The sequence below is a fragment of the Clostridium nigeriense genome (genome assembly GCF_900086595.1).
Classification (GTDB): domain Bacteria; phylum Bacillota; class Clostridia; order Clostridiales; family Clostridiaceae; genus Clostridium; species Clostridium nigeriense.
In genome coordinates this window covers 1493260-1517470 of the sequence record NZ_LT575472.1, presented here as the reverse complement: position 1 = coordinate 1517470, position 24211 = coordinate 1493260, and the positions used below count along the sequence as shown (strand labels likewise).

The 24211-nt window shown below is 27.7% G+C and carries 19 protein-coding genes, 1 pseudogene, 1 riboswitch and 1 other annotated feature (1 of these 22 cut by a window edge); of the genes and pseudogenes, 4 read left to right on the top strand and 16 right to left on the bottom strand.

Annotated features, from left to right (window positions below):
* Nucleotides 1–179, bottom strand: a binding site (T-box leader); it reaches 70 nt to the left of the window's first position.
* Nucleotides 180–406: 227 nt separating this feature from the next.
* Nucleotides 407–1519, top strand: a complete 1113-nt coding sequence (locus BN6774_RS07165; RefSeq protein WP_066891857.1) for a DEAD/DEAH box helicase — start codon at nt 407–409, stop codon at nt 1517–1519.
* Nucleotides 1520–1733: 214 nt separating this feature from the next.
* Here the strand turns inward: BN6774_RS07165 and BN6774_RS07160 are convergent.
* From BN6774_RS07160 to mgtA, 8 genes and pseudogenes are all read right to left on the bottom strand, one after another.
* Nucleotides 1734–3992, bottom strand: a pseudogene (locus BN6774_RS07160) (glycogen/starch/alpha-glucan phosphorylase).
* A 318-nt stretch (nt 3993–4310) separates the two neighbouring features.
* On the bottom strand, nt 4311–5117 hold the full coding sequence (locus BN6774_RS07155; protein WP_066891851.1) for a nitroreductase family protein: 807 nt from the start codon (nt 5115–5117) through the stop codon (nt 4311–4313).
* A 125-nt stretch (nt 5118–5242) separates the two neighbouring features.
* Nucleotides 5243–5956 (bottom strand): Crp/Fnr family transcriptional regulator, encoded by a 714-nt coding sequence (locus BN6774_RS07150; RefSeq protein WP_066891848.1) that lies wholly within the window; start codon nt 5954–5956, stop codon nt 5243–5245.
* A 134-nt stretch (nt 5957–6090) separates the two neighbouring features.
* Complete coding sequence (locus tag BN6774_RS07145) at nt 6091–6897, bottom strand: DUF438 domain-containing protein (protein ID WP_066891845.1); 807 nt, start codon at nt 6895–6897, stop codon at nt 6091–6093.
* Nucleotides 6898–6916: 19 nt separating this feature from the next.
* Nucleotides 6917–7615 carry an iron-sulfur cluster repair di-iron protein gene (ric, locus tag BN6774_RS07140; RefSeq protein ID WP_066891842.1) on the bottom strand — a complete coding sequence of 233 codons (699 nt, stop codon included), beginning with the start codon at nt 7613–7615 and terminating at the stop codon, nt 6917–6919.
* A gap of 200 nt (nt 7616–7815) precedes the next feature.
* Nucleotides 7816–8838, bottom strand: a complete 1023-nt coding sequence (locus BN6774_RS07135) for an ROK family protein (RefSeq protein ID WP_066891839.1) — start codon at nt 8836–8838, stop codon at nt 7816–7818.
* Nucleotides 8839–8840: 2 nt separating this feature from the next.
* A complete protein-coding gene (locus tag BN6774_RS07130) occupies nt 8841–9470 on the bottom strand; it encodes an HAD family hydrolase (RefSeq protein WP_066891836.1) in 630 nt (209 codons plus the stop codon).
* A gap of 142 nt (nt 9471–9612) precedes the next feature.
* Complete coding sequence (mgtA, locus tag BN6774_RS07125) at nt 9613–12303, bottom strand: magnesium-translocating P-type ATPase (protein ID WP_066891833.1); 2691 nt, start codon at nt 12301–12303, stop codon at nt 9613–9615.
* 315 nt (nt 12304–12618) lie between these two features.
* Nucleotides 12619–12776, bottom strand: a riboswitch (M-box (ykoK) riboswitch).
* Nucleotides 12777–12912: 136 nt separating this feature from the next.
* Between mgtA and BN6774_RS07120 the strand changes: the two genes are divergently transcribed.
* Nucleotides 12913–13863 carry an alpha/beta hydrolase gene (locus BN6774_RS07120; protein WP_066891830.1) on the top strand — a complete coding sequence of 317 codons (951 nt, stop codon included), beginning with the start codon at nt 12913–12915 and terminating at the stop codon, nt 13861–13863.
* A gap of 61 nt (nt 13864–13924) precedes the next feature.
* Here BN6774_RS07120 and BN6774_RS07115 read toward each other — a convergent pair whose 3' ends face one another.
* The gene (locus tag BN6774_RS07115; protein ID WP_066891826.1) at nt 13925–14485 is read right to left on the bottom strand and encodes a beta-class carbonic anhydrase; all 561 of its coding nucleotides are present in this window, start codon (nt 14483–14485) and stop codon (nt 13925–13927) included.
* A 237-nt stretch (nt 14486–14722) separates the two neighbouring features.
* On the opposite strand from BN6774_RS07115, the gene BN6774_RS07110 reads away from it, so the two are divergent.
* Together BN6774_RS07110 and BN6774_RS07105 are read left to right on the top strand one after the other, a co-directional pair.
* Nucleotides 14723–15031, top strand: a complete 309-nt coding sequence (locus tag BN6774_RS07110; RefSeq protein ID WP_066891823.1) for a hypothetical protein — start codon at nt 14723–14725, stop codon at nt 15029–15031.
* Nucleotides 15032–15242: 211 nt separating this feature from the next.
* The gene (locus tag BN6774_RS07105; protein ID WP_066891820.1) at nt 15243–15761 is read left to right on the top strand and encodes a DUF5698 domain-containing protein; all 519 of its coding nucleotides are present in this window, start codon (nt 15243–15245) and stop codon (nt 15759–15761) included.
* Between the two features lie 93 nt (nt 15762–15854).
* On the opposite strand, the gene BN6774_RS07100 is transcribed toward BN6774_RS07105, so the two are convergent.
* From BN6774_RS07100 to ilvD, 7 genes are all read right to left on the bottom strand, one after another.
* The gene (locus BN6774_RS07100) at nt 15855–16367 is read right to left on the bottom strand and encodes a hypothetical protein (RefSeq protein ID WP_066891817.1); all 513 of its coding nucleotides are present in this window, start codon (nt 16365–16367) and stop codon (nt 15855–15857) included.
* A gap of 75 nt (nt 16368–16442) precedes the next feature.
* Nucleotides 16443–18227, bottom strand: coding sequence for an ABC transporter ATP-binding protein (locus tag BN6774_RS07095; protein ID WP_066891814.1), 1785 nt, complete (start codon nt 18225–18227; stop codon nt 16443–16445).
* Nucleotides 18227–19954 carry an ABC transporter ATP-binding protein gene (locus BN6774_RS07090; protein ID WP_066891811.1) on the bottom strand — a complete coding sequence of 576 codons (1728 nt, stop codon included), beginning with the start codon at nt 19952–19954 and terminating at the stop codon, nt 18227–18229. Before BN6774_RS07090 ends, BN6774_RS07095 begins: the two co-directional genes overlap by 1 nt.
* A gap of 190 nt (nt 19955–20144) precedes the next feature.
* On the bottom strand, nt 20145–20651 hold the full coding sequence (locus tag BN6774_RS07085; protein ID WP_066891808.1) for a GNAT family N-acetyltransferase: 507 nt from the start codon (nt 20649–20651) through the stop codon (nt 20145–20147).
* A gap of 101 nt (nt 20652–20752) precedes the next feature.
* Nucleotides 20753–21757 carry a sugar kinase gene (locus BN6774_RS07080; protein WP_066896507.1) on the bottom strand — a complete coding sequence of 335 codons (1005 nt, stop codon included), beginning with the start codon at nt 21755–21757 and terminating at the stop codon, nt 20753–20755.
* A 1-nt stretch (nt 21758) separates the two neighbouring features.
* A complete protein-coding gene (locus BN6774_RS07075; protein WP_066891805.1) occupies nt 21759–22406 on the bottom strand; it encodes a bifunctional 4-hydroxy-2-oxoglutarate aldolase/2-dehydro-3-deoxy-phosphogluconate aldolase in 648 nt (215 codons plus the stop codon).
* Nucleotides 22407–22430: 24 nt separating this feature from the next.
* Nucleotides 22431–24146 (bottom strand): dihydroxy-acid dehydratase, encoded by a 1716-nt coding sequence (ilvD, locus tag BN6774_RS07070; RefSeq protein WP_066891802.1) that lies wholly within the window; start codon nt 24144–24146, stop codon nt 22431–22433.
* Between the last annotated feature and the right edge of the window lie 65 nt (nt 24147–24211).

Genomic DNA, 24211 nt, shown 5'->3' with positions numbered 1-24211 from the left:
CAAGTACAAACATACTCTATCTGCTATAAGGTGCAGCCCACCATATCAGATACTTTCTTTCAAGTTCTCCTTATTCCTCTAAGATCCATTCATTAAACTTCTTCTTGCTAAGATCTCACCATTCTTAACTCTCTTTAATGAAGCTTTATTTAACTACTCCTTCTTTTCATAGGATTTCTAGTATTTACTTTTATTAATATCTTATTCCTGTATTTTATTTATGTCAATACACACTTAAATAAAAAATATAAATAAATATAAAATTTATGTTGCTATTTCTTAATTTTAATGTTATTCTATTTAAGCAGTTGGTACGTAAGTGCTAATTACTTGAGGAGCTTGGGTTGTCTTTCGCCGGATACCAAGCTCCTCTCTATTTATATGGATTTAAAGAAAGGACAAATTTATGAATTTTATAGATTTAAAAGTAAATGAAAAAATAATTAACTTATTAAATAAAAACGGAATAAATTCTCCTACAGAAGTACAAGAAGAAGTTATTCCTAAAATTATTAACAAAAATGATTTAATAGTAAAATCTAAAACTGGTTCTGGTAAAACTTTATCTTTTTTACTTCCTATTTTACAAAGCATAAATCCTAACTCTAAAAATACAGAGGTGTTAATCTTATCTCCTACTAGAGAATTAGCTATTCAAATTAGTGATGAAGCAAGTAAATATAACATAAACACTTTAGGGATATTAGCTGCCTATGGCGGTAAAGATATTGGTGCTCAACTAAAGAAACTTAATAAAGGCATTAATATAATAATTGCAACTCCAGGAAGACTATTAGATCATTTAGAGAGAAAAAGTATAAATCTAAACAAGGTTACTACAGTTGTTATAGATGAGGCAGATCAAATGCTTTTAATGGGCTTTAAAAATGAAATAGAAAAAATAATGTCTTATGCTTCTAAAAAGGTTCAAACTCTTTGCTTTTCTGCTACAATAGATTCTAAAGTGAAAAAATTAGCTTATAGATATATGGCTAATCCAGCTATTATTGATATTACAGAAAATGAAGAATCAGAAATTCCTAATATTAAACAAGAAGTTGTTAAAACTACTGATAGATGGAAGGTTGATGCTTTATGTAAAATTATAGAAGAAGATAATCCATTTATGGCTATAATTTTCTGTAGAACTAAAAGACGTGCTGATGAATTAGAAATTAAGCTTGCAGCTAAAGGTATTCATGCTTCAAAAATACATAGTGATGTTCCTCAAAATAAAAGAGAAAAAATCATGAAATCTTTTAGAAATTGTGATATACAATTTTTAATAGCAACAGATGTAGCTTCAAGAGGTATTGATGTTACAGGAGTTACCCATATATATAATTACGATGCTCCTGAAAATGTTGAAAGCTATATACATAGAATAGGAAGAACAGCTCGTGCTGGTGACAGTGGCTATACTTGCCTTATTACAGACCCTAAGAATTATGATATTTTAGAAGAAATCGAAGAATACTTAAAATTTAAAATTCCAGAAAGAGAAGTTAAGTTTAAATAGAAAAAGAAGATAAATGTTATACTCCTTGTTCCGTTGTAAGCTCCAAGTCGCCATCATATAACATTTATCTTCTTTCTTACTAATTCTATTTATTAAATAAACTTAATTTACATTTATTCCAAGCTTCTTTTATTCAAAAATCCGAAGGATTTTTTTCCTTGATTCTACATTCTTAATTATTCATTTTACATTATAAAAATGCTTGCATTTTTATCTATAGTTTCCAAATATCATTATTATATTCTTCAATAGTTCTATCTGATGAGAAGAATCCTGCTTTAGCAATATTAATTAAAACTTTTTTGTTCCAAGTATCTCTATCTTCATAATCCTTAAATACTAGTTCTTTAGTCTTAATATAGTCTTCTAAATCTAATAATGTCATAAACCAATCTTTATTAATTAACTCTTTATGAAGCCTGGATAAATTTTCTTTATCCCCAACAGCTATCATTTTATCACTTACAATAAAGTCAACCAACTCTTTAATTTCTGGCTTTTCATAATACTCTTTAGAAACGTAGTCTGCTTTCTTATAATGCTCAATAACTTCTTCACTTGACTCACCAAAAATATAAATATTATCATCTCCAACTAGTTCATGTATTTCAACATTTGCTCCATCTTCAGTACCTAAAGTTAATGCACCATTAAGCATAAACTTCATATTTCCTGTTCCTGAAGCTTCTTTTGAAGCTAATGAAATTTGTTCTGAAACATCACAAGCTGGAATTAATTTTGAAGCTTTAGTTACATTATAATTCTCAATCATTACAACCTTTAAATACTCATTTACTTCTGGGTCATTTTCTATTATTTCTTGTAAACATAAGATAGTATGAATTATATCTTGAGCAATTATATAGGCTGGTGCTGCCTTAGCACCAAATATCATTGTAATTGGTCTTTCAGGAATATTTCCATTTTTAATATCTAAATACTTATGAATTATATATAATACATTCATTTGTTGTCTTTTATATTCATGAAGTCTTTTAATTTGTATATCAAATATAGAATTTTCATCGATATCTATACCTTGAGTGTCTTTTAAATATTTCTTTAGTTCAACTTTATTATTCTTTTTAATTTTTTCAATTTTATTTAATACTTCTTTATTATCAATATATTTTAATAAACTTTCTAACTTTGTAGCATCATTTTTATAATCTTCTCCAATTAATTCAGTTATATAATTTGAAAGTTCATTATTACAATGAATTAACCATCTTCTAAAAGTTATTCCATTAGTTTTATTATTAAATTTTTCTGGATATATATCATAGAATGGTTTAAGTTCTTCATTTTTTAATATTTCAGTATGAAGTGCAGCAACTCCATTTACACTAAATCCGTAGTGAATGTCCATATGAGCCATATGCACTCTAGAATCTTCATCTATAATTTGCACTTTTTCATCACTATATTTATTCTTTATTCTATTATCTAATTCTCTTATTATTGGCATTAATTGAGGCACAACTTGATTTAAATATTCTATCGGCCATTTTTCTAAGGCTTCAGCTAATATAGTATGATTCGTATAAGCACATGTTTTTGTTACTATTTCTATAGCTTCATCCATTCCTATTCCTCTTTGTCCTAAAAGTCTTATTAATTCAGGAATAACCATAGATGGATGTGTATCATTTATTTGTATTACAACATGATCATACAACTTATGAAGATCATATCCATTTTCTTCAGCTTCTAGTAATATTAATTGTGCTGCATTACTTACCATAAAATATTGTTGATAAATTCTTAATAGATGCCCAGCCTTATCACTATCATCTGGATATAAGAATAAAGTTAAGTTTTTCTTTATTTCTTCCTTATCAAAGTTAATTCCATCTTTAACTAAAGTCTCATCTATTGTATCTATATCAAATAAGTGAAGCTTATTTCATCCTTTATTATATCCAGTAACATCTATATCATATAAGCTTGATACTACTTTAAATCCACCAAATAAAATCTCAAATTTTATATCTGTTTTATTTAACCAACTATTACTAGTTATCCAAGGATTTTTAATTGCCTTTTGCTTATTATCCTCAAATACTTGTCTAAATAAACCAAAATGATAGTTTAAACCTATTCCATCACCATTTAATCCTAGAGTTGCAATTGAATCTAAGAAACAAGCAGCAAGTCTTCCAAGACCTCCATTTCCTAACGACGGCTCTAATTCTATTTCTTCAATTTCCATAAGTTCTTTTCCATTTTCTAATAAAACTTTTTTAACCTCTTCATATAATCCTAGATTAATTAAGTTATTAGATAACAATTTTCCAATTAAAAATTCTGCAGAAATATAATAAAGTTTCTTTTTTCCCTTATTCTCTCCTTTGCTCTTAATCGAATCCTTTGTTAATTCTAATAAAGCTAAATAGATTTCTTCATTACTTGCTTCTTTTAATGTCTTTCCAAATCTCTTATCTAGAATTTTTGATAAAATTTCTTGTACCATCTTTCTATCCCACCCTTAAATTAATTTATTTAATAATAATATTATTATTTGTTAACGTTATTAGTTACTCAGTCAATTAAATCCTTTACAAGTATAATATTATCAATTTTAAATAAAAGAATTTGTTTATTTATATTTTTATTTGTATATTCTTCATATATAATTATAAAATAAAACATAGATTGTATTATTTACTTCGTTGATTCTACAAGTCTCAATAATATAATCTATGTTTTTCAATACTAAAGGTAATGATTTCTCTTATCCCTGAATTTTAAAATATCACGTTATAAACTTATTCTTATTATATATACATTACTATTTTGTAATCCAACTAACTACATATTTATATTTAGTTTTTAAATTAGGATTTTTAAATTCAAATTTCCCATTTATTCCTTTTTCCTTAAAATATAAATCCAGATGACAAAGTGCAATTCCTATGTCTATTCTATTCATTTTTCTTTTTCCACTATTATATATATGAAAACTGTTACTATCTCTAACTATCCTCCAAGGTTGACTATTCATTGATGATGGTGCAATCCTTACCATTTCTAAAGCTTCACTATATTTATCAGCTTCTCTATTTAGGCTTTTATCAAAATCTTTATGAAAAAATAATTCATTAAAAGACTTTCTAATATTCCTATGCTCCTTAATAAAGGATCCAATAAATGATTTTTCATTTCCTTCGTATCCAATTGGAGATATTACAGGTAAAATTTCATCCTCTCTTAAGTTAATTGTCTTTTCGAAACTACTTTTACTAAATGTTCCTCCAAGCCATACAGTACCAAGTCCTAAAGAAGTACAATATAAAATTGCTTTTTCAAAGGTGTATCCTAATGCCTCTAAGGCAAAATTCTTATCTTCGCATACTCCTATTAAATAATAGCTAGCCCCATTAATTACTCCATAAGTTCCTAATCTAACTACACCATCATACTTTTCTTTCTTTACTAATCTTATTCTCATCTTTACATTAAAAGGATTATCTAATTCATGTATGTAACTTTCTATTTTATCTATAATCTCTTCTGATAGAGAATCTTCCTTATAACTTCTTACTGAATATCTACTTTTTATAATTTCTGTTATTGACCTAACACATAAGCTATTCACTACTAATACCTTCCCCCCTATACTGAAATTCCAAATATTCTCATTTAATTTTAACATTTTAAATTTTAAATATCTATTGTATAAAGGTTAAAAGTTATTAACAATATATTGTGTAATTTATAGATTTAAATTATTTCTTCCTCTAATAATCTTAAGTTTTTTATTTTTATCTTTTTAGTTCCTATAATTTCAATTATATTTTTATGCTCCAAATAGCTTAATTTTCTACTTAATGTTTCTCTGGCTATCCCACAATAATTTGCCATTCCCTCTCTATTTAAAGGCAAATCTATTTCAATTTCTCCATTTTTTTCTTTTCCATACTTTTCACTAAATTCAATTAACATATAGCATATTCTTGATTCTGGATTATTATTTGATAAATTTTTACTCAAATTTTCTACTACTATAAGCCTCTTATTTAATTCAGCTAAGATCTTTAAAGCTATTTCAGGATTTGAATATAATATTTCCTTTAAATCCTTTCTTGATATAGTACATAAGTCTGTATCCTTAACTGCAATAGCAGAAACATTACTTTCTTGTGTTTCACCTAATATATTGCTCTCTCCAAGAAAGTCTCCTACTGATAATATATTTATAATCTGCTCTTTTCCATCAATTGTAGACTTACTTATCTTAATCATACCTTCGCTAATAATAAACAACTTAGATACCTTATCTCCCTCTATAAACAAGCTCTCTCCCTTTTTTATAGACAAATGCTTTCTAATAGAAATTATTCTATCTAATTCATCTTCAGATAAAGATTCAAATATAGGCACTTCTCTGGCATATAATCTACTTGCACATCTTTCACAACAGCAATCACAATTCAAAATATTCCCTCCTTACTAATAAATTTTATTTATATTATACTACAATAAAATTTATTAGTGTTTAAAAGGACCTATCTTACCTAAACAAAAAAACTCCCCAAGGAGTTTTTAAATTATTTTTTTATTATTAACTTCTATTTACATTCTTCCGGTGTAAAATCACAATATCCTATTTTATCACATTTTTCTTTTATATTACTCCAATTATTTTTATCATCTATACTTTCTAAAGCAGTTGGATATAATATATAGTTTTCCTTGTAAATATGATCTCTCAATTCAAAGCAAATGTCATTTGAAAGCTTTGAAAGCTTTTCCTTATATTCATTAAAATCTATATTTTCAACACTTTCTCCTAAATCTCTTAGTGACCTCTTTTTCTTTCTTAAATCCTCATGTTCAAGCCTCATTATTCTTGTAGGTCCTGTTATCCCCCTAATTTCTAATTCAGGAAATAATGCATCCTCTTCCCTTTTATGGTGTGGCTCTGCTGATAATAAGCTGTTTGCTAATTTAACTATTTCTTTAAATTCTTCTCTATTTTTATCATATGCTTCCATATTTATTATATTCTTTGTTGTTAAATCTAATTTATCTAAAAAGCCTAATATTAATTCATGTTCCTTTATCAATGTATGAAGAACGTGTCCTTCACTTATTTTTCCTTGTAATTTTTCTAATTCTCCCTTTAAAATTAACATATGAATTTCGCATAAATGTCTAAGCTCACTTGGATCCATTCCCTCTTCTACTAAGCTTTGCTCTGCCATAGAAAGTTCAAGAGGACTTATTGACCTAACTAATTTCAAGCCTTTTTTCTTTAAGTCATCTGTTAATCCTTTTTCATTAAGATTTCTTAATAGCTCAGTTAACTCTTTAATTTTATCTTCCTTAACTTCTCTATTTATACCATTATCTAAAATAAATCTCTTCTTTTCCATTAAATCATCCTCCACATTATTAAAATCTCTTAAATAAAATATTATTTTCCTTATGAATATGAATAAATAAGTCTTCTTCTAATTCATGCATTTTCATATAAACTAATTTAAAGCTTGTACACGCCCACTCTGGCAATTTATAATCCTCTGTTATATTTGCTAATTCTTTCAATATATCTCCAGCAGCTTCATGCTCTCCTATAAAACTTTGAATTTCTTTTTTTAAAGTTTCTTTTCCATTATTATTTTTAGTGCTTTCAAGTTCTATAATTTTAGGAAATAAAATTCTTTCTTCTTTAATTAAGTGTTCTTCTAATTCACATTTTAGTTCTCCAAAAAGCTTATGAATTTTTGTTAAAAGCTCTGGATCATGATAATAATGAACTTTAAAGATTTTTACCAATAATGGATCAATTTCTTTTAATAATTGAAATGTCTTTGAATGGTGAGTATTTATGATATGCTCTATAAGTTTTTCTGAAGCTTCTACATTCCAATCGATATAATCAGAATTATCTATAATAAATTTTTCATATTCCTTATTTACTTCTTCTATAAATTTATCCACATTTATTCCTTTTTCTATTAATGCTAATTCTATATTTTTAGATCCACCACAGCAATAATCTAATTGCATATCATTGAATTTTTCTACAATAGCAGGATAAATCACAACAATTTCACCTAAACTTAAATTTCTATTTATTTTATTATTCATATTAAAACCTCCAACCTTTTTCTAACTTGTCTATGATCAAATTATATACATATTTAAAATATAAAAATGTGACTACAATCAAAATTTGAAAATAAAAAAGCTATGACTTAATTAATTGTCATAGCTTAAATTTATTAAAAAGTACTTTGGTAACGCTAGAAATAACTATTACGCCCTCTGTACTAATAATAACCTAATATTTAATTTTTAATCAGCTTAACCTCTTTATTTATTAAGCATAAAGCTTTTTCCTTTATGCCTTCTAAAGAATAATTACCTTCATTTTCTTTTACTAATATCTTTGTCTTTATTTTAAATTCTCTATTATATCTATTTATAATTTCATCTCTTAAATTATATCTAAAACTACTCCCGCCTAAAACCACAACACTCGGATTAATAACAGCTGAAATTGTTTTAATAGTATTTATAATTGTGCTACAATACTCATATTCTTTTAAACTATTAAGTATTTTTACATTTAGATAAGTGTCCTCAACTGGTATAAATCCAATTTCTCCTGCATATCCATTGTCACCCTTTATAACATTTCCATTTACTATTATTCCAGAACCTACTCCTAATGAAGAAAAGCTTATATATACTAAACTTATAGGTCCACAATTATTTTTTTCTATATAATCATTATAAAATGCTATTGCAGCAGAGTTTATATCATTTTCTATTACTATTGGAATATTAAATTTTTCTTTAATTAGTTTTTTTATTTTAATTTCTTTCCATTCTTCCATTCTAATTCCTGTTAAGTATCCATCTTCTGTAATAACTCCAGGAACACTAATTCCAATGCCTTCTATATTATGATGAACTTTATATAAATTATCGATAGCTTTTATAATTACAGAAATATTATTTAATGAATTTATAATTATATTATCTTCTTCTATTACTTCTCCTAAAGTGTTTACAACTCTATAAATTATTTTATTTTCTTCTATTGAAATAGCTATTAAATATCTTTTGTTAGGGTTAACTTCATATCTTTCAGCCCTTCTCCCTCCACTAGATATATCTAGCCCTACAGATAATATTTCATTCATATCTAATAAATCAGTAAGAATTGCTCTTACCGTTGTATGACTTAAACCTGTATCATTAGAAATTTCTCCTCTAGTTGCACTACCTCTAGTTCTTATTGATTTCATAATTAGAGATGTATTAACATTCTTAAGTTCCGTTGGCTTTCCTGTAATTTGCCTCATGATTAAAGATCTATCTCCTTTAAAATATCTTTAGGCTCATTAAAATTAAAATCTGCATCTATACCTTCTAAACTATCAGCTCCCCATATTGCAAGTCCAAAATCCATCCCTGCAGCTTTAGTTGCCTTAAAGTCAAATATTGTATCTCCAATATAAATACATTCCTTTGGAGGAATATCTAGTATTTCAGTTACTTTTAATAATGGATCTGGATATGGTTTATGCCTTTCTGTATCTTCTGCTAAAACCTTACATTTAATATATTTATTTAATCCAGTAGGGTTGAAATCTATTTCATACTGTTTTCTCATCTTTGAGCTTGCTACAGCACATATAATTCCTTTTGAACTTAAAGTCTTTATAACTTCATAAATATCTTCATATAAGGTAGCTCCCTCTTCAAAGCTATTTACATACTCAACCCATTTATTATAAGCTTTTTCTATATCCTTAAATCCTAATTCTTCTATAGTTCTTTTTCCTGCATAGGCTTTATATTTTAGCAAATCATTATATGCTATTTCAAATCCTAATTCTTCTCTAACTAATCTTTGCAAAGGAATAAGATTCATTCTTTCAGTATTTAAAATTGTTCCATCAATATCAAATATTATACATTTATATCTTCTCATAATATTTCTCCTATACCCATTATACTTTTGAAAGTTTATTTCAAAAGTATAATAACATATCTAAATAAAATAATCAATATTATAATTATTTATTCTAAAAAAGAAAAGTTCTAGCTAATTAAGCTAAAACTTTTCTTAAATCCTATAATAATTCTCCATATCTATTTATAAATCTCTTTTTTAAAATCGTTACTAAAGACATATATAAAATAATAATTGTAACTAAGCATATAAAATAAACTAAAGGCATTGCTACCATTTGTAATGTTTTTCCTAAGGCAGTATATGGTATAACTGTTCCAACTATTATTCCTAAAGTAGTTAAAGAAGTTAATTGCCAAGATGCTCTACTTTTAATAAATGGGATTTCCGGTGTTCTAATCATATGAATCACAAGAGTTTGAGACCATAGAGATTCAACAAACCATCCTGCATGGAATAGTCCTATAAAGCCTATTTGTTGTATTTCATTTAAGCTATGAAACTGTCCTCCAAATACAAATGGACAAATAAAGAAATACATTAATATAAATGTTATAACATCAAATACTGAGCTTGTAGGTCCCATCCAAAGCATGAATTTACTTATAGAACTTGCATCCCATTTACGTGGCTCTTTAAGATATTCTTCATCAACATTATCCCATGGAATAGTTATACAAGAAATATCGTAAATTAAATTTAGCATTAATAATTGTATTGGTAGCATTGGTATAAATGGTAGAAATATACTTGCTATTAATACTGAAAATATATTTCCAAAATTAGAACTTGCTGTCATTTTAATATATTTAATAATATTAGCGTAAATTTTTCTTCCTTCAATTACACCATCTTCTAATACCATAAGATCTTTTTCTAATAAAATTATATCTGCTGACTCCTTTGCAATATCAACAGCTGTATCTACTGATATGCCAACATCAGCTTCTGTCATTGCAGCTGCATCATTTATTCCATCCCCCATAAATCCTACAGTATGACCATTTGCTCTTAATGCAGAAACAACTTTAGTCTTTTGGATAGGTGATAGTTTTGCAAATACATTTGTTTCTTCAACTGCTTCTCTTAATAACTCGTCATCCATTTCTTCTATATCAGAACCTAGTAATAAATTATTGACCTTGATTCCAACTTGCTTACAAACAGCCGCAGTAACCTTATCATTATCACCAGTTAGAATTTTTACATTTACTCCATACTCATTTAATATATTAATTGCACTAGCAGTACTTTCCTTTGGTGGATCTAAGAATGCTAAGAATCCCATTAAAACCATATCTTTTTCATCCTTTGCTGAAAGTTCATCAGCTCTTGGAGGATTATTTTTTTGAGATATACCTAATATTCTCATACCTTGACTATTATACTTAGAAACTCTCTCTAAAATTTCATTTCTAATTTCTTCTGTAATAACCTTTATTTCTCCGTAATACTCTACATGAGTAGATACTTCTAACATTTCTTCAATAGCGCCTTTGGTAATAAGTTGAGTTTTCCCATCTTTACTTTCAACTACAACACTCATACGACGACGGCTAAAGTCAAAAGGTATTTCATCAACCTTCTTATAATCTCTCCATAGTTCTATCATATCACTTTCATTTGCATGGTTTATTATTGCTATATCCATTAAGTTTTTAAGCCCTGTTTGATGATAGCTATTAAGAAAAGCATGTCTTAATACTCTGCTATCATCTTTTCCATGAATATTTAATGAATACTCTAAAACTACTTTATCTTGAGTAATGGTTCCAGTTTTATCTGTACAAAGAATATCCATAGCACCAAAATTTTGTATCGCACTTAAATCCTTAACTATTACTTTTTTCTTTGACATGGATACTGCTCCCTTAGCAAGGTTTGCAGAAACTATCATTGGTAACATTTCAGGAGTTAATCCTACTGCTACTGATACTGCAAATAAAAATGCTTCCATCCAGTCACCCTTAGTAAATCCATTCATAAATAAAACTACTGGAACCATAACTAGCATAAGTCTTATTAATACCCAAGAAACTGAGTTTATTCCTTTTTCAAAACTAGTTATTACCTTTTTATTTGATAAATCTTTTGCTATGCCACCAAAAATTGTATTATCTCCAACATTAATTGCAATAGCTATTGCAGAACCACTAATAACATTACTTCCCATAAAAGCTAAATTTTCTAACTCTAATGGATTTTTACAATCAGTCAATAATGGTGAACTTATTTTTTCTACTGGTTCACTTTCACCAGTTAAAGATGATTGACTTATAAATAAATCCTTAGATTTTAATATTCTAACATCAGCGGGTATCATATCTCCCGCTGCTAAATGAATTATATCTCCAACTACTATTTCATTTATTGGAATCTCTTTATTTCCTTCCTCAAGCCTAGAAACACTTATAGTAGTCTCAACCATTTCACCTAACTTTTCAGCAGCTTTATTAGACTTTGTTTCTTGAACAAATCTTAGTACACCGCTAACCAAAACCATAGATGTAACTATAATTACTGATGTTCCATCCTGATTTCCTGGTTCAGCCATAATAATATCAGTAATAAACGAAATTATTGCTAATATTAATAAAATTATAGTAAAGGGATTGATAAATGCTTCTATTAATCTTTTTATTATAGAATCACCTTTTTTATGAGTAATTTCATTTCTCCCATACTCTTCCCTCATTAATTCTACTTTACTTTCTTCATAACCTGAGTAGCTATTATTGTATTTCTTTAAAACCTCTTTTTCCTTTAGTTTTGAAACAACTACTAAGTTATTAGATGATTGGTTATTTCTTACTTCCCCTGTAATCACTTTTTTAAATAATTTCTTTTTCATAAGTCTTACCTCCTATTTTAAATAATTTTAGATGTAAGACATAAATCCAAAAGAAGTATTATAATAAATATTTAATTTTAACTAGTGAGAGGAATGGAATCCTCCCTTTTAAATAATCTTATATTTTCTCCCAAAGGATTTATGACCTTACTACTCCCCTCTTCCATTCCTCTTCACCTCCTAAAATCAAATTTTTTAATAATGGATATTGGGAATAAAAAAACCTTACCAAATAAATGGTAAGGTGAATTAACTTATAAATTATATTATAAAAATATAACAAAAAAGTTTGCGCAAAATATAAAGTAAATAATTTACTTTATTCTCGTTCAAGCTTCAATTTCACAAGGCGATGAAATTGCATTAGTCTATGCCTTGGATTCGACATAGACTGCTAACCTTCTCATAGTGTCTCCACTATTTTGCGGCAGCAACCCTTATCCTTGTGGTAACCTCACCTACCGAAATATTTAATTCTTACTACACTTACATCATATGCACAATATTATAAATTGTCAAGGTTTTTACAAATTTCATTCAATATTGTTATCTTAATTTATTAGTGTTAAAATTATTCTTAATATATATTATTAATTAAGGTGATGTTATATGAACAAGAAAAAAGCTATATTAATTTCTACTGGAGTTTTAGGAACTCTATCCCTTGGAGCTCTAAGTATTATAGGTAATTATTTTTATAATTTAGCTCTTAATCCTAGTACTTCTAAAGAATCTATATTTGGATCTAAAAAAGACGCCGAATCTACTAGTGGAGAGTTAATTAATGAGGATTTAAATTGGCTTTTAAATTACTCTAAATATTCTAATGTACACATTAAATCCTTTGATAACTTAAAGCTTCATGGATATAAAATATTAAATCACGATTCTAATAATACATGGGTTATAACAGTCCATGGATATACAAGTAAAGGAACTGATATGAGTAGTTATGCTAGAAAATTTTATGATATGGGCTATAATGTATTAATTCCTGACTTAAGAGCGCATGGTAAAAGTGAAGGAAGTTCTATTGGCATGGGCTGGATAGATAGATTAGATGTTTTAATGTGGATAGACCTTATCCTCAAGGAAAATAAAAATGCTAAAATTATACTTCATGGAGTATCTATGGGAGCTGCAACTGTAAGTATGGTTTCTGGAGAAATCTTACCTACTAATGTTAAAGCAATAATAGCTGACTGTGGTTATACCTCTGTTTGGGATCAATTTTCTCACAAGTTAAAAGCCATGTATTCATTACATGATTTTCCTATAATGAATGCATCTTCTGTTATTGCTAAATTTAAAGCTGGTTATGGACTAAGAGAAGCTTCTTCCTTAAATCAGGTTGCAAAATCTAAAACTCCTATTTTATTTATCCATGGAGATCAAGATGATTTTGTTCCATATAAAATGATGGATTCTCTATATAATGCTACTAAATGTGAAAAAGAAAAATTAACTATTAAAAATGCAGGACATGCAAAAGCTTCAAAGGTAGATCCTAATCTTTATTGGACAACAATTAATACTTTTATAAATAAATACTTAACTTAAGGGATTGATTAACCCAACCCCTTAAGTTTATACTTTTATATTTAATTACACTTTTAATCCTTTATTTATATCCATTGATTATTAAATCTAATTTTCCAGTCTCAGGATCTATTGCTAATCCATGCACCGTAATATCCTTTGGTATTAAAGGATGCTTCTTTATTGTATTCACACTATCTTCTATAGATTTTTCTACTGAATCAAATCCATGAAGCCAATTTTTAATATCTATTCCTCCATTTTCAAGAATTTCTATTGTTTCTAAAGGAATTCCTCTACCTATTATTTTTTCTATTAATTTATCAGTACTTAAATTACACATCCCACAGCTATGATGTCCAATAACAAATATTTCATCTACATCAAATTCATATATAGCAACGACGATACTCCTAATTACACTACCAAAAGGATGCATAATTGCAGCTCCTGCATTTTTTACTATTTTAACATCGCCATTTTTTATATTTAAAGCTTTAGGTAATAAATCTGTAAGTCTTGTATCCATACATGATAAAATTAATATTTTTTTATCTGGTTCTTTAGATGTTTTGTATATTTCATAACCCTTGTTCTCAACAAATTTTTTATTAAATTCTAGTATTTCATCTAATTTGCTCATTAGCTTCCCCCTTTATTTTAAATATTTATTTTTTATATTCTACAACATAATTGTAGAATTTCATATATTTATTATGTTTATTATTTGTATAATTATAGTTTTAAAAACTAACTAAAAATAATTCTCTAGCTTTTATTTGAATTATATATTATTATATAAACAACTATAAAAGAAGATTATATACAATATAAGATTTATAGTTTTCTAAATAATAAAACATATTTTAAGGTGGTAATTATGGAAACTTATGCAATAACATTTTATTTAAACGAACATTCTCATTCATGTGGATGTGAAAATCATGATCATGAACATCATCACCATCATCGTGATGATTATGATATAGTTTCAACTATAAAATCTCTTGGATCTTGGGCTAACTTTATGCCTGATAGTTATTTAGTTAAAACTGATATTTCAGCTAAAGATATATCAGAAAAAATCAAAGTATTTCTAGAAACTGGTGATTTACTATTTGTAACTAAAGTTTGTAAAGATGATGTCGCTTCATTAACTCCAGGGGTAGTTGAATGGATTAATTCCTAATAACAAGGAGGCTGCTTTTAGTAGCCTCTTTGTTATTTTACTAATGATTCTTTTAAAAATATTAATTTTATAATACTTACGCAATTCTTTAAATTTTAGTATTATCTAACTTATTATCTTGAATTCTATTCTTTACTGTATATAATTAGGATTTCCTAATATGCAAATTCTAGTTAATTCAACTATAATTATTCAAAAAGGAGGGATCAATTTGCTAAATGCATTAGCTATTTTTATTTTACAATTGATTTATGTTCCACTTCTAACATTAAGAACTACTTTTGTTGTTAAAGGTAAAAAAGTTCAAGCATCTATGGTTGCCTTTTTAGAGGCTATAATTTACATAGTTAGTCTAGGAATTGTATTTTCTGACTTGAAGAATTTTTTAAATATAGGCGCTTACATTTTAGGTTATGGAATTGGTATCTATCTTGGAGGTAGAATCGAAGAAAAACTTGCAATTGGATATAGATCAATTCATGTAAATTTAACACAATATAATTCTGAGTTAGTAAGTAAACTAAGAGAGCTTAAATTTGGAGTAACTACATATGAAGGTGAGGGGATGAATAAAGAAAAAAGATACAAGCTTGAAATAGTTTCTCATAGAAGTAGAGAAAATGAAGTTATATCTTTAATTCAATCCTTTGAAAAAAATGCCTTTATAGTTTCTTATGAACCTACTCAATTTAAGGGTGGATATATTACTAAGCAATTTAAAAAACTATAAAAAATACCTTATCTTTATATTATTACATATAACTTTATTAGTAACTTATTAATGCATAAAAATAGCCATATAGAATACATCCTATGGCTATTTTTAAAGTTCTAAATTATTTCTACTTGTTATTACTGCTAAGAATGTAAATAAACTTGCTAAAAAGGATCTCCAAGCAACTAATACTTCTTTATTGTTCATATCATTTATGTTATCACATTTAATTTCTTGTAAAAGAGTATAGTTTAAAGTTAAAAAAACTCCAGTTCCATATAAAAATAGAGTATTAATTATTTTAGGGAAATCAGTTGTATCTATGAAGTTACCTTCAAAATTTGTATTATATAATTCATCCAAAACCTGTGCCTTTAAGCTATTGACATAATAAAAATTTAAAAATGTAGCAAAAAGTATTACAGCTACTGTATCTATACTTAAATTTAAAATTCCTAATTCCTTTAGTAATTCTTCTCTGGTTTGTTGCCCTTCAGTTGTTGCTCCTTCTTCTACTTCTTCAATAATAGGTTCATTATTATCTACAATAGGCTCTTTATTTCTGTATGCTTTTCTTCCTCCAAATAAGTCTGCTGCTTTACGCCTTCTTTTTTTAGCCAAAAATACCCCACCTTAAAGACATAGTATAATATAAACTATGCATTTCCTTTTTGTGGGGTACTAAATTATAAATATTTAATTTACTTCCTCTTTATCTGCAAACTGGCTATTATATAGATTTTCATAAAAACCACCTTGCTTCATTAATTCTTCATGAGTTCCTTGTTCAATAATATTTCCATCATTAATAACTAAAATTAAATCTGCACTCTTTATAGTTGAAAGTCTATGAGCTATAACAAAGCTTGTTCTTCCCTTCATTATATTTCTCATGGCTTTTTGAAGTAGCAATTCTAATCTAGTATCTACAGAGCTTGTAGCTTCATCTAAAATTAATATAGCTGGATCCTTTAAAATTGCTCTAGCTATAGTTAAAAGTTGTTTCTCACCTTGAGATATATTTGATGCTTCTTCATTTAAGAACATATTATATCCTTCAGGTAGAGTTTTTATGAAATGATGAACATTGGCTATCTTCGCTGCCTCTATTATTTCTTCTTTAGTTGCACCAAATCTACCATATTCGATATTATCATAAATAGTTCCATTATATAGCCAAGTATCTTGTAAAACCATACCAAATATAGAACGTAGATCTTCACGTTTCATATCCCTTATGTCTACACCATCTATTTTTATTGATCCACCTTTAATTTCATAAAATCTCATTAAGAGATTAATTAATGTAGTTTTTCCAGCTCCAGTTGGTCCAACTATTGCAACCATTTGACCACTTTTAACTTCTGCACTTAAGTCTTCTATTAAAATTTTATCATCGCTATACCCAAATTTTACATGTTCAAAACTAACATTTCCTTTTGGATTTTCTAATTTAATAGGATTTTCTGAATCCTTAGTTTCTTCTTCCTCATCTAAGAATTCAAATACTCTATGTGCTGCTGCTACTGCAGATTGAATTGCAGAAGATAATTGAGTTACTTGTGATAAAGGTTGATTTATTTGCCAAATATAACGAATAAAAGCTTGGAGATTACCCACTGTAATACCACCACCGATTGCAATTATAGCTCCAGTAACACCTACAAAAGCTATTCCTAAATAACTCACAAGTCCTACTAAAGGAGACATTATACTTGATATAAATTGAGCCTTAAATCCTGTAGCCCTTAATTCTTCATTAGCTTCCATAAAGTCCTTTATAGAATCTTCTTCTTTACCATATAATTTTATTTCATTAAACCCAGTGTACATTTCTTGTACTCTACCATTAAGTTTACCTAGAGCTTTTTGCTGACTATTAAATAAACTTTGAGATTTATTTACAATTATTTTAGTAATCAATATACTTAAAGGAATGATTAATGTAGCCATTATTGCTAACTTAAAGTTAATAGAATACATCATTATTAATGCTAAACTTAATGATAAAATTGCATTTACAACTTGAACAAAACTTTGTTGTAAAGCATTTGAAATAGTATCTACGTCATTAGTAATTCTACTTAATACATCTCCATAGCTGTTACTATCAAAATATCTTATAGGAAGCTTACTTATTTTTCTTTGAACTGCATTTCTTATATCTTTCATTGTGTTTTGAATTGCATTAGTTAATAAAAAGCTAGCTATAAAAGTGGATCCTGTACTACCTATATAAACAAAGAATAATAATATTAGCACCTTTATTATATAATTAAAATTTACAGTGGCTCCTGTAATTCCTTTTACTATTGCTTCAAAATCTTTAGTTAATTGTGTAATTATAAGTCCTTCTGTTCTTGGTGCTATAGCTGTAAAAACAGCAGCTGAAATTATGAATAAAATTGCACCAAAAAATGACCATTTATATTTTTTAACAAAAGGAGAGATTTTATTTATTACTGCTTTAAATTTATTCATTATGCTAACTCCTCCTCTGTCAATTGTGATAATGCAATTTCATGGTATATTTCACAAGTCTTTAGTAATTCCTTATGCTTACCAATACCTACTACTTCACCTTCATTTAAGACTATTATTTTATCAGCATCCATTATTGATCCAATTCTTTGAGCTACTATTAATACTACTGACTCTTTAGTTTCAGATTTAAGTTTCTTTCTTAATATAGCATCTGTTTTAAAATCTAATGCTGAAAAACTATCATCAAATATATATATTTCTGGTTTTCTAACTAAGGCTCTAGCAATTGAAAGTCTTTGTTTTTGTCCACCAGATACATTTGAGCCACCTTCACTTATTGGTTCATCAAACTTTCTAGGTTTACGAGAAATAAAGTCATAAGCCTGTGCAACTTTAGCTGAGTATTCTACCTCTCCAGTCTCAGCATTTTTTTTACCAAATCTAATATTAGTAGCAATACTACCTGTAAATAAAAGAGTCTTTTGTGGAATAAATCCTATCTTCTTTCTTAATGCTTTTAGGTCATAGTCTCTAACATCTACTCCATCAATTTTTATACTTCCTTTTGTTACGTCATAAAATCTTGGTATTAAATTAATTAATGTACTTTTACCACTACCAGTACTTCCTATAAAAGCAATAGTTTCACCCTTCTTAGCCTTGAAAGAGATATCTTTAAGAACAGGTGCTTCTCCATTTGGATAAGTAAATGTTACATTATCAAATTCTACAACACCCTTAATTTCTGTTTCTTTCACTCCATTTTCTGGACTTTTTATTATTGGTTCTTCATCTAGAATCTCTTTAATTCTATTTGCAGATACTTGTGCCTTTGGATACATTACAAAGACTAATGAAAATAGCATAATAGAAAACATTGCATGGAATAGATATTCTATAAATGCAACTAATTGACCAACTTGAAGAGTTCCTACATTAATCATCTTACTTGATACCCAGAATATTGCTATTATAGCCATATTAAGTAAGAAAAAGAAGGTTGGTTGTGAAACTGCCATAAGCTTGTTTAATTTTTTAGATACATCAGCATATAGCTCATTAGTTTCATCGAATCTTTCTGCCTCATGTTTATCATTTCCAAATGCTCTAATAACCCTTATTCCTGTTAAATTTTCTCTAGAAATTCTATTTAATTTATCTAATCTTTTTTGTAATTTTTCAGATAAAGGCTCTGAAGTTTTTGCAATTATAAGAACCCCAATAATTATAAATGGAATTACTATAGCTAATACTAAAGATAATGAAGGACTAGTCCTTAATATCATTATTAAACTTACAGTAAACATTACTGGAGTAAGTAACGCTGTTCTTAAAAGTGTATTAGTAAATTGTAAAAGAACAAAAGCATCATTTGTAGTTCTGGTTATCATTGAAGATACTCCAAACTTATCATACTCTGTATGAGAAAACTCTTGAGCTTTTTTAAATATATCATTCCTCATGTCCCTAGTAATTCCTGTTGAAATTCTAGATGAGCAATATCCTAATAATATAGTTCCAAGAACACCTATTATAGAAATAAGGGCTATAACTAATCCCATTCTTTTAATATAATTAACATCATTATTAATTATTCCAGTATCTATAACCTTGGCCATAATAGTAGGTATTCCAAGTTCTACTAAAGCAAAACCAAATACAGATATTACATTTAAGATAAGAATTAACTTATAATTTTTTAAATATTTTAGTATTAATTTCATTGCTGTATTTCCTTTCTTAAATTTATATATACTAAAAATAAAATAATTCAATTAATATTATTTTAATTTTATTATTCCATCTTATTTTATTTCACATACAAAATATCTCAATATTTTATCATAATTCAAAAGAAAAATCCACAGCATTTACTATGGATTAATATTTATTATTATATAATAATATTATATTTTATAAAAGTTCTTTTTCAAAAGCTATTCTCTTGCTTCCATCTTCTAAATAAATTACACCACAATGCTCATATTTGTTTTTTAATAATAATCCTTGCATTGCTTTATTATCTTCATGAGTATCTATTTTTATATTTTTTATATTTTTCAATAAACATATTTTTTCTGCTTCTTTTAGAATCTCACTGCCAACACTTTTAATTTCCTCTACTTTAGCTACAGCTATTCTATGAATAACAGCATATTTACCATTTGATATCCATTTACCTTCATAAATATTATCATATGTTTTTTCTCCTCTAAATGAAAGTGCAGTTGTACCTATAATTTCATTATTATATTCTAATACGAAACTTTCACCATTATCAATATCTTTTAATATGACATCTTCATTTGGATATCCATTTTGCCATTGATCAACATTGCTATTTTTTAAAGATATTTTTCCTTCATTAATTATATCCATAATTCTATTTACATCTTCTTTTTTTGTAATTCTTAAAACCATCTCTTTACTCCTTTTAGAAAATTATCTAAATAGTATTATACAATAAATAATAAGAAACCATAAAGATATTTTTCATTATGGTTTCTTACTCCTTTAATTATTTATCTACCTACCCTACTTACACCATTATTCATTATATTTTCAATGTCTTCTATACTTACTAAATTAGCATCACCATAAATACTATGCTTCAATACTGATGCTACTACAGAAAACTCACTTATATATTCAGATGACTTATTAGCTATAATTCCATATAGTATTCCTGAAGTTAGAGCATCTCCCCCTCCAATTCTATCTACTATATCATCTATTTCATATATTTTTGAAGAATGTAGTTTTCCTTCTTTATAGTAATTCGATTGAAGAGTATTTACTGATGCAGATTTAATTTCTCTAATAGAAGAATAAATATGTTTTATATTGGTATATTTTTTAGTTATCTCATCATAATAATATTCTAACTTTTTATATTTATCCTCTAAATCACATCTCATATTTAATATATTTTCAGCATCAAGTATTCCTGCTGATAATATATTCACATATGGCAAAATCATTTTGGTAGCATTGCTAGCTTCTTCTAAACTCCACATCTTTGCTCTATAATTTGAATCATAACTGACTAAAATATTATTTTTTTTACAATGCTCAAGTATCTTAAATGTTAACTTTCTGACCTCTTCTGATATTGCTAATGTTATCCCGGAAAAATGTAATATATCAATATCTCTTAACGCTTCTTCAATTTCTATTTCTTCACTACAAATTGAAGAAAAAACTGAATTTTTTCTATCATATATTACTTTAGAATTTCTATTTCCACTCCCTACTTCTAAAAAATATATTGGAGTTCTACCTTCCCCTCTTATAATATAATTAGTATCGATAGATTTTGATTTTAAATATGATAACATTCCATCACCAAAGCTATCTTCAGAAATTTTAGTTATCATCCTTGTTTCAACTCCAAAGTTAGATAAAGATACTAGTACATTAGTTTCCCCGCCACCAAAATTCAAATTAAATTCATTACTATTTGAAATTAAAACTCCTTTTTTAGTAGCTAATCTAAGTAATACTTCTCCAAACGCAGCAATCTTCATACTACTTACTCCTTGCTTCATTAAATTTATTAACATATTCTTTACAAACTAATGATATTTCGTTAAATTTCCCCTCTTCTCCTAACTTATTCAATTCTCCACCTATACCTACTATTTCTGCTCCTGCTTTTGACCAATCACTTATATTTTCTAAATTTACTCCTCCAGTCACCATTATACTCACATGTGGAAGTGGTGCTTTAACTGAAGATATATATCCTTTTCCAAATGCATTTCCTGGGAATAATTTAATTATATCTACTCCACTTTCGTAAGCAGATACTATTTCGTTTATAGTCATAACTCCAGGTATGTATGGTATATTATATCTATTACAAAGCCTTGCTGTTTCTTGATTAAAAGATGGAGAAACTATATATTGTGCTCCTGCCAATATAGCCATTCTAGCAGTTTCAGCATCTAATACTGTTCCAGCTCCAATTACTATATCTTCATAGTTTATATACCTATCTGAAAGTTCTTTAATAATTTCATTAGCAAATTTATTGGTATATGTTATCTCTATAGCTCTAACTCCACCATTAATACAACTCTCTGTTATTTTTATTCCTATTTCCTTAGTTGTACCACGAACAACTGCAACTACTCCACATTTATATAATGCTTCTAATACTTTCATCTTAACCATTCTAGTTCCTCCTTATTATTTTAATTATTCCATATATCCACCCTTCATTGGTGATACAGCTCTATCTGAAAAAATCTTTAATATTCCTGATTCATATTTATTTTTTCTTGGTTTCCACATTTTTTTACGTTCAATTAGAATCTTATCAATTTCCTCAAGACTTAATTTTATTCCATTAACACCTACCAATTGTAGTATTCTATTTTCAATATCTATTTCTATTAAATCATTTTCATTAACTAATGCTATAGGGCCTCCAACTGCTGCTTCTGGAGATACATGGCCTATTGCAGGTCCTCTTGAAGCTCCAGAAAATCTTCCATCAGTAATAAGCGCAATACTTGCTGACAACTCTTTATCTGAAGAAATTGCTTCTGTTGTATAAAACATTTCTGGCATTCCACTTCCCTTTGGCCCTTCGTATCTTATAAAAACTGCATCTCCTGGTTTTATATTTTTTGAAAGTATTGCTTCTATTGCATCTTCTTCACTATCAAAAGGTCTAGCTCGTAATATTGCATTGTGCATTTCCTTTGGCACAGCTGAATGTTTTACTACAGCACCATCTGGAGCAATATTTCCCTTCAATATAGCAATAGCACCATTTTTCCCTATTGGTTTATCAATAGATTTAATAATTTCTTCTTTTCTAATCCCAAGCTTTTCTAAGTATTGATTACATCTTCTATAAAACCCATTTTTCTTTAATTCATTTAAATTCTCACCTAATGTCTTTCCAGTTACAGTCATTACATCTAAGTGCAATAATTCTTTAACCTCTTCCATTATAGCTGGTACACCACCAGCATAATAAAAATATTCAGCTGGCCACTTTCCAGCTGGTCTTATATTTAGTAAATATGGTGAAACCTTATGTATTCTATCAAAAGTTTCCTCATCAATTTCTATTCCAAATTCATGTGCTATAGCAGGAATATGTAGTAATGAATTGCTTGATCCCGATATGGCAGCATGTATAACTATAGCATTTTCAAACGATTTTTTTGTTACTATATCTCTTGCTTTTAAATTATTTTTTGCTAACTCTATTATTTTTTTTCCTGCTTCAACTGAAACTTCCTCTAACTCTTTACAAGTTGCTGGCATTAATGCACTTCCTGGAAGCATTAAACCTAAAGCTTCAGCCATAACTTGCATAGTTGCTGCCGTTCCCATAAAAGAACAAGCTCCACATGATGGACATGCATTATGTTTATAGTATGTTAACTCCTCTTCACTAATTTCCCCACGTCTTTGCATTGCACTATAAGCCCCTATTTGTTCTAGAGTTAAAAGATTAGGACCTGCTTCCATAACTCCTCCAGTAACAATAATAGCTGGTATATTTATTCTTCCTATAGCCATTAAATGCGCTGGAACAGCTTTATCACAACTTGATATAAAAACTCCTCCATCAAAAGGAGTTGCATTAGCATGTATTTCTATAAGCGAAGCAATAGTATCTCTAGATGCTAATGAATAATTTATTCCATCATGTCCTTGTGCCATACCATCACATATATCTGTTGCAAAATATCTAGCTGCCTTTCCACCCTTTTCATTTACTCCAATAACGGCATTGTTGGCAAACTTTAAAAGATGTGCACTACCTGGATGGCTATCCCCAAAAGTACTTTCTATTATAATTTGAGGTTTAGATAAATCTTCAACAGACCATCCCATTCCTCTGCGTAGCGGGTCCATTTCTGGAGCTATTTCCCTTACTCTCTGACTAATCATTCTACCATCTCCAATACTTCTCAATTAAAGCATAGCTCGGATAATGGAAATCCATATTCCGAGCT